At 64.2% G+C, this 7,466-nt stretch carries 5 protein-coding genes; 1 reads left to right on the forward strand and 4 read right to left on the reverse strand.

Translation table 11 applies throughout. The annotated features are described in order from the left end of the window. Positions 1-316: 316 nt before the first annotated feature. Together I2E26_RS08155 and I2E26_RS08160 are read right to left on the reverse strand one after the other, a co-directional pair. Positions 317-2,077: a hypothetical protein gene (locus I2E26_RS08155; RefSeq protein WP_195420330.1), complete on the reverse strand. Its 1,761-nt coding sequence runs from the start codon at positions 2,075-2,077 to the stop codon at positions 317-319. A gap of 283 nt (positions 2,078-2,360) precedes the next feature. Further along, the gene (locus I2E26_RS08160) at positions 2,361-3,401 is read right to left on the reverse strand and encodes a branched-chain amino acid aminotransferase (RefSeq protein WP_229056519.1); all 1,041 of its coding nucleotides are present in this window, start codon (positions 3,399-3,401) and stop codon (positions 2,361-2,363) included. Between the two features lie 263 nt (positions 3,402-3,664). On the opposite strand from I2E26_RS08160, the gene cysE reads away from it, so the two are divergent. Then, a complete protein-coding gene (gene cysE / locus I2E26_RS08165) occupies positions 3,665-4,369 on the forward strand; it encodes a serine O-acetyltransferase (protein ID WP_229056520.1) in 705 nt (234 codons plus the stop codon). A 164-nt stretch (positions 4,370-4,533) separates the two neighbouring features. Here cysE and I2E26_RS08170 read toward each other — a convergent pair whose 3' ends face one another. Next, a complete protein-coding gene (locus I2E26_RS08170) occupies positions 4,534-6,453 on the reverse strand; it encodes an ABC transporter ATP-binding protein (RefSeq protein ID WP_195420334.1) in 1,920 nt (639 codons plus the stop codon). A 22-nt stretch (positions 6,454-6,475) separates the two neighbouring features. Continuing rightward, on the reverse strand, positions 6,476-7,466 hold a 991-nt coding region (locus I2E26_RS08175; protein ID WP_195420333.1), incomplete at its 5' end, for an ABC transporter ATP-binding protein.

Raw genomic sequence — 7,466 nt, forward strand, 5'->3', positions numbered from 1 at the left:
TGGCACCGGGCACCTTCCCATACCGGGGATGTTCACAGGCAGGGGATCCCCGCGCCCGCTAAACCCTCCCCGCCCAGGAGGCCCCGGCGGGGCGCCCCGGTGCACGGCGCGACCGGGCCCACGTTGCCGCGGCACCCTTTATGGCGGAACGGGCGCCAGCAAACGAAAGAAAGGGGCCCTCCCGCCAGGAGGACCCCTTCCGTGGCACTGATGTCACCATCAGCCTTCTATCTATATATATATGTAAAACTCCCGTCTGCCATATTGCACGCAGACGGGAGTTTACTGTAAAGGCCCTACGGCAGCTGACGCCTTGCTACGAATGGTCGGCATCGCCTTCGTCGCGGCCCAGGGCGACGGCCGCGGTACCCGCAGCAGAGAGAACAGTGGCTGCGATAGCCGCCACGCCTGCCATGTCGAACGTCTGCGGCAGCGCCTCTGCCCTAGCGACGTCGCTGGCGTCCGGGGCGGGCTCGGCCGCGATCTGCTGCTCGACCTTGGTCCACTTGGCCGCCACATATATATCAGTGGTGACGGGAGCGCTCGGATCGAACTGCTCACCATAGGCGCGCGTCGCACGGTCGTACAGATACCAGCCATCAAACGCATAGCCCTCATACACCGGAGCCGCAGGCAGCTGATGCGCATCGGCGAACGCGGCATTGCGTGCAACTACGAACTCGGTATTAGGAGTAAGGGGGTCGCAGTCGTCAAATACCACCGCGAACTGCTGAGCGCTTTCGGGGGCGTCTTCGCCGGACTGTTCGGCTCCCGCACCCGGAACCATCTCGACCTCGGGCGTAGGATCGACTTCGGGCTTCGAGGACCCGGCATCATCACCTTGGCCCAAGCCCTCGTTCTGGCCTGGAGCGTCGGTATCTCCCTGGTCCGTGGGTCCATTTTCGATGTCACCCGGCGTTCCCTGCGAGTCGTTGTCGTCCTGGGGAAGCTCGGGGAGCACGTCGTTTCCGGGGCCGTTTTGCGGCCGCTCGGAATCACCCTCGATAGCACCATGGTCCTGGCCATCGCCCTCGGGCACCTCCGTGTCAGTGGAGCCGTTTGAGCCGTTGCCAGCACCAGCATCCGGGGCCTGATCCGTGGCCCCCTGATCCGTATCGGTATTGGCATCGGGATTCTGGGGTACCTCCGGCTCATTAGGCGTGGGCGGCACGATGGGAGCCTGCTGCTCGGCCTCGTGCTGCTCGACGTATCCAAGGCAGACGCGCTTCTCCTGCTTATAGCGATTCACGTAGCCTGCGGCATACGCATGATTTTTCCCTGCTCCCGAGGAGAAGTAATCGATCACGGCGTCGCATAGCGCGGTGACCATCTCGCGGTCGCTCATGCCCTCGTTAAGCTTGGCCGCGGTGAAGAACTTTTGGACGCCACCCGAACCATAGAGGTTGCACATGCCCCATGCGAGGCCCTTCACGCAGTCCGCGCGGCCGCTGATATCGACGCCGTAGGTCGAAGCGAGCAACCGCTCGACGGGCTTGTAATAATTATTGTAGGAATAGCCATCCTGCAGTGCGGCGAATTCCTGGGGGTCTGCGGCATAGGCTGCATGCCATGCATCGTTGGCCAAACGGCCGATCTCTGTAAGGGCCGTGTTCGCGCTATCGTAGATAGGAGCCGTCTTCAGTTCGTCGCCGCGCTCGACCACGGCTTGGAACATGCTGTACTTAACCGGGTCGTAGCTATAGACCGACTCGATGAACGGCACGAGCGCATAACGGCGATCGAACTGGTAGTACCCCATCGCGTTATAGCCGTCGCCGTATGAAAAGCCCTGATCGTAGTTGCAATTACTCTCGAACCGCGTGAAATACTTCATCTCGTCCGAGATAGCCGCCACGGCGCGGGTGTCCACCGCGGCGAGCTCTATGGCAACCTGCGACATCGAACCGTTATCGAACTCATCCGTACGATCGAAATCGCTCGGAGCCGGCAGGTTGCGCTGCGCGGCATCCTCCGCCTGGCCGCTCGCGGTGGTAGCAAGGGCGGGAACGCTCAGGCATCCAAACGTAAGCGTGAGCGTGAGTCCTGCGACGACCGCTTTGTTGCGGGGCTTTGCCATGTATCCTCCTTGATCTGATCCCCATGGGATCGAGCGTGCTTAAGAGCGTACCCAGGCCATTTTCCCGGACTGGTGTAGACCAGTATGGCAAGAGGCTCCGTGGCGCACAAGAAACAACCCGGCCCGCTCGAAAAAATCCACGGGCACCTTTCCGAGCGCTGGAACGAGGGGGTTCCGACAGCGGCGTCCAAGCCGGCATGCGAAGCGCGGAGCCTCTTTGAGGCGATGGCCCGAATACCCCGGAACCCCGCATGCCGGCCGCGCGCAATCGAGGCAAGCGCTCTTACGAGCAGATGGTGCGGACCCATCCATGCACGTCCTCGATGGTACCCGCCTGGATGCCCGTGAGCGTCTCGCGCAAGCGCCTCATCACCGGACCAGACGACTCGTGCCCATCCTCGAACACAACGACCGTATCGCCGTCGTGGATTTCGCCCACGGGACTGATAACCGCCGCCGTACCGCACAGACCGCACTCGACGAAGGCACCCGAAACCACCTCGGTCCACGCAACCGGTCGCTCGTCCACCGCGATACCCAGGTCCTGCGCCACCTGCACCAGCGAACGGCGCGTGATGGACGGCAGGATGGAATCGGTGTGCGAGACCGGCACCACCAGCGCGCCGTCCCTATCCACGAACAGCACGTTCGCTCCGCCGGTCTCCTCCACGTACGTACGGGACTCCGAATCGAGATACAGGTTCTCGGCATAGCCGGCCGCATGGGCGTCCATGCCGGGCTTGAGGCTCATCGCGTAGTTGAGGCCCGCCTTGATGTTGCCCGTACCATGGGGCGCCGCACGATCATAGGGCGATACGCATAGCTTCACCGCGGTGTCACCGCCCTTGAAGTACGGTCCGACCGGCGTCACAAGGATGCGGAACTGGTACTCGGTCGCGGGCTTGACGCCGATGACGTCGCCCGTGGCGATCATGAGCGGGCGCACGTACAGGGTCGCGCCCGAACCGAACGGCGGAACCCAGGCGGCGTTCGCGCGCACCACCTGCTCGACCGCCTCGACGAACCGGTCCTGTGGAAAGGCGGGCATGACCAGGCGCTCGGCTGAATCGGCCATGCGCCGGGCATTCATATCCGGTCGAAAGCACACGATGCGGCCATCTTGCGTCGTGTAGGCCTTGAGCCCCTCGAAGACCTCCTGGCAATAGTGAAAGATTCCCGCGCATTCCGAAAGCGCGATGGTATGGTCGCTCGTCAGGGCCCCTTCATCCCACGCCCCGTCCTTGTAATTGGACACGTAGCTGTAGTCCGTCTTTCGATAGCTGAAATCCAGGCTCCCCCAGTCCAAGTCCTTCTTCTCCGTCATCACAGGTCTCCCCTTCTCATATATACGGGCGCACGGAACGCGCGCCGCCCGACTAACCGTTGGTGGCCATTCTACCCAGTACGCCCGCACGCGGCGGCATACCCTTTATTTTGCTAAAGCTGTTTGCGCACCCGAAACATTCGGCAAGCGCGATGCACGCGGCGCGAGGGCTGAGTTGTTAAACCCTAGTGATTCTCTCGACTTTAGAGACATATGTCGCTACCATGGCTTCATTCACACGAGCCTATGGAAATCGAGACGCGATGAGCTTTATCACCACCATCCGCGAGGACATCAAGACGGTGCAGTCGCACGACCCCGCCGCGCAGAGCGCGCTGGTCATCTTCCTCTCCTATCCCGGCCTGCACGCAAAGTGGGCCCATACCCCCGAACACTGGCTGTGGAACCACGGCATGCGCGGCCTGGCGCGGGTGATGTCGCAGCTCACACGATTCTTCACCGGCGTCGAGATCCACCCCGCCGCGCAGATCGGGCGCCGCCTCTTCATCGACCACGCCATGGGCGTGGTAATAGGCGAGACCACGGTGGTAGGCGACGACTGCGTTCTATACCAGGGCGTCACGCTGGGCGGCACCGGCAAGGAAACCGGAAAGCGCCATCCCACGCTGGGCGACCGCGTCACGGTGGGCACGGGTGCCAAGGTCCTGGGCAACATCAAGATCGGTGACGATGTCAAAATCGGCGGCAACTCCGTGGTGGTAAAGGACGTGCCGGCCGAATCCACCGTGGTGGGCGTTCCGGGGCGCGTGGTGCGCCGCGCCGGCTGCCGCGTGCTGGGCGACACGCTCGACGCGCGCGACCATCGCGAGAGCATGCCCGACCCCGTGCAAGAGCAATCCCTCATCAACCGCGAGTGCATCGCCGGCAACCAGCGCCGCATCTGCGAACTCGAACGCCAGGTGGCCGAGCTCACCGCGCTCGTGCGGCAGCTCGCCGAAGAGCGATAGCGGCGGTCGCGGCGGGCTGCTCGCCCGGCACCTGCATGTCCGGCGCCGGCCAAGCGGATAGGCGTATGCGCCAACAACCAACCCATACGCAACGACGGCGCCCGGGATACACCGGGCGCCGTCGTTTGATGCGGCAGATTACTGTCTTGAAACTCGGGGCACGCCTACATGAACTGCGAGCGATACAGCTCGGCGTAGGCGCCGTCGGCCGCAAGCAGCTCGGCATGGGTGCCCTGCTCGATAATCGTGCCCGCCTCCATCACCAAGATGAGGTCGGCATCCACGATGGTGGACAGGCGATGTGCGATCACGAAGCTCGTGCGGCCGTGCATGAGCGCCTCCATCGCACGGACAATCGCCTGCTCGGTGCGCGTATCCACGCTCGACGTGGCCTCATCCAAAATGAGGATCTTGGGGTCGCACAGCATCGCGCGGGCGATGGTGAGCAGCTGCCGTTGGCCCTGGCTGATGTTCTCGGCATCGTTGGCCACGTGCGTATCGTAACCGTGCGGCATCGTGCGCACGAAGAAATCCACATGCGCCGCGCGCGCCGCGCATTCGATCTCGTCGCGGGTAGCATCGGGCTTGCCATACGCGATGTTCTCCGCGATAGTGCCGTCGAACAGCCATGCGTCCTGCAGCACCATACCGAAGTTGCTGCGCAGCTCGCCGCGGTCCATCTGACGCGTATCGACGCCGTCGAGCGCGATATGGCCGCCGTCGACCTCGTAGAAGCGCATGAGCAGGTTGATAAGCGTCGTCTTGCCCGCGCCCGTGGCACCCACGATCGCGATCTTCTGGCCGGGCTCCGCCGTGAACGACACGTCGCGCATGAGCGGCTTGTCCGGCGCATAGCCGAAGCGCACATGCTGGAAGTCGATGCGTCCCTGCACCGGGCGGCTCACGTGCGCCGCCAACGCGGGCGCGGGCTCGGGATCGATCTCGGTCTCGTCGAGGATGTCGAACACGCGCTCCACCGAGGCGAGCGCGCTCTGCAGCGTGTTGATGGTCATGGACATCTGCGTAAGCGGCTCGGATGCCTGGTTGATGTACTGGAAGAACGCCTGGAAGATGCCGATGGTGATCTGTCCCGCGATAAGCATGCCGCAGCCGATAACCGCGATGGCCACCTGCGACAGACGACCGATGAATCGAATGGCCGGCCCTGTGGCGTTGGTGAGGAAGTCGGCGCGGCGGCTCGAATCGGCGAGCTTCTGCGCCAGGTCGTGGATCTCTTCGGAGCTCTGGCGCTCGCGGTTGAACGCACGAATGACCACGCGGCCGCTATAGGCTTCCTCCACGGCGCCCGTGAGATGACCCACCCACTTCTGGCGCTCAGCCGCGAGCTCGAGGTTGCGGCGCGCCGTGAGCTTGGTCACCAGCACCGAAAGCAGCGAGAACGCCAGGAAGACGCAGGCCAGCAGCGGACTGTAGACGAACATCATCACCACGGCGCCGGTCACGCCGCCGATAGCCATGAGCAGGCGCAGCAAGCCGGTCTGCAGCACCTCGGACATCTTATCGAGGTCGTTGGTGGCGCGGCTCACCACCTCGCCGGGACGGTGCGCGTCGAAGAACGCCAACGGCATGCGGTTCATCTTGGCCGCGAGCTTGTTGCGCAACGACAGGTTGAGCCGCTCGGCAAAGCCGGCCATCACGAAGCACTGCACGGTATAGAAGACCGCTGCAAGCGTCCAGACCGCCAGGTAGACCACGATGGCGCGCCCGCCGGTCTCCCAGCCCACGGTAAACGAGCGGCCCTGCGCGAAGGCATCTTGGATGTTCGCCCACAGGATGTCGATGACGCGCGCCGAAAACGCCGGCGCCGCTACCGAGAACCCCGTGTACAGCACGATGGAGATAAGTACGAGGACGAAGCGCCAGTGCTGATCTTTGGCCTCGCGCCACAGCCGGGCCACCGTGCGCTTGATGTCGCGCGGCACCTCGGGCGCATCGTCGTCGGACCGGGCGCCGTCGGCCCCACCCGTCGACGCGGGCGATGCCTCCCCGCGGGTCTCCTCCGCATGCGCCGCCTCGCGCACCATCTGCTCTTCCAGTTGCTCGACCTGGTCCAGGCCGTTCATCTTGTCGAATTGCTCCGCCACGTTACTCGCCTCCCTTCATCTGCGAACGGGCGATATCTTGATACACCGCGCAGGTCTCCATGAGCTCCTCGTGCGTGCCCTTGCCCTCGATATGGCCGTCCTTCAGCACGACGATCTGATCGGCATGCAGGATGGTTGAGATGCGTTGGGCGATGATGAGCACGGCCGCGTCGCTCGTCTCGGGAACCAAGGCGCGGCGCAGGGCCGCATCGGTCTTGAAATCCAGCGCGGAAAAGCTGTCATCGAAGATATACAGGTCGGCGCGCTTCATGAGCGCACGGGCGATGGACAGGCGCTGGCGCTGTCCGCCCGAGAAGTTGGTGCCGCCCTGGGCCACGGGCGACTCGAGTCCCTGGGGCAGATCGAACACGAACTCGCTTTGCGCCACCGTGAGCGCGTGGCGCATGGCATCCTCGTCGGCATCCTCGTTGCCGTAGCGAAGGTTGCTCGCCACCGTGCCGGAGAACAGCCAGGCTTTCTGCGGCACGTACGAGATGGCGCCGCGCAGCTCGTGCTGCGGCAGGTCGCGAACGTCGGCACCGCAGAAGCGCACCGCGCCGCCCGTCACGTCATGCAGGCGCAGCAGCATCTTGGCGATGGTCGACTTGCCCGAACCGGTCGAGCCGATGATGGCCGTCGTCTGCCCGCGCTTGCAGGCAAAGCTGAGGTCGTGCAGGGTGTCCTCGTCTGCATCGTCGAAGCGGAAGGAGGCGTGGTCGAACACGGCCACGTCCTCGGACGCGCGGTCCGCCTCCGCAGCACCCGCGCGCTCTCCCGCCCCGTCCACGATCTCGGGCTCAAGGTCGATAACGGCGGCGGCACGATCCAGGCACGCCTTGGCGCGCGGCAGCGTGAGCGCCACGATCTGCGCCATCATAACGAAGAAGAGGATGAGCATCGCGTATTCGAGCACCGCCGTGACGCTGGCGATCTGCATCGCATGCGCGCCCACGCGGTTGCCGCCCAGCCACAACAGGGCGACCTCGGCGATG

The sequence above is a fragment of the Collinsella sp. D33t1_170424_A12 genome (genome assembly GCF_015554865.1).
Classification (GTDB): Bacteria; Actinomycetota; Coriobacteriia; order Coriobacteriales; family Coriobacteriaceae; genus Collinsella.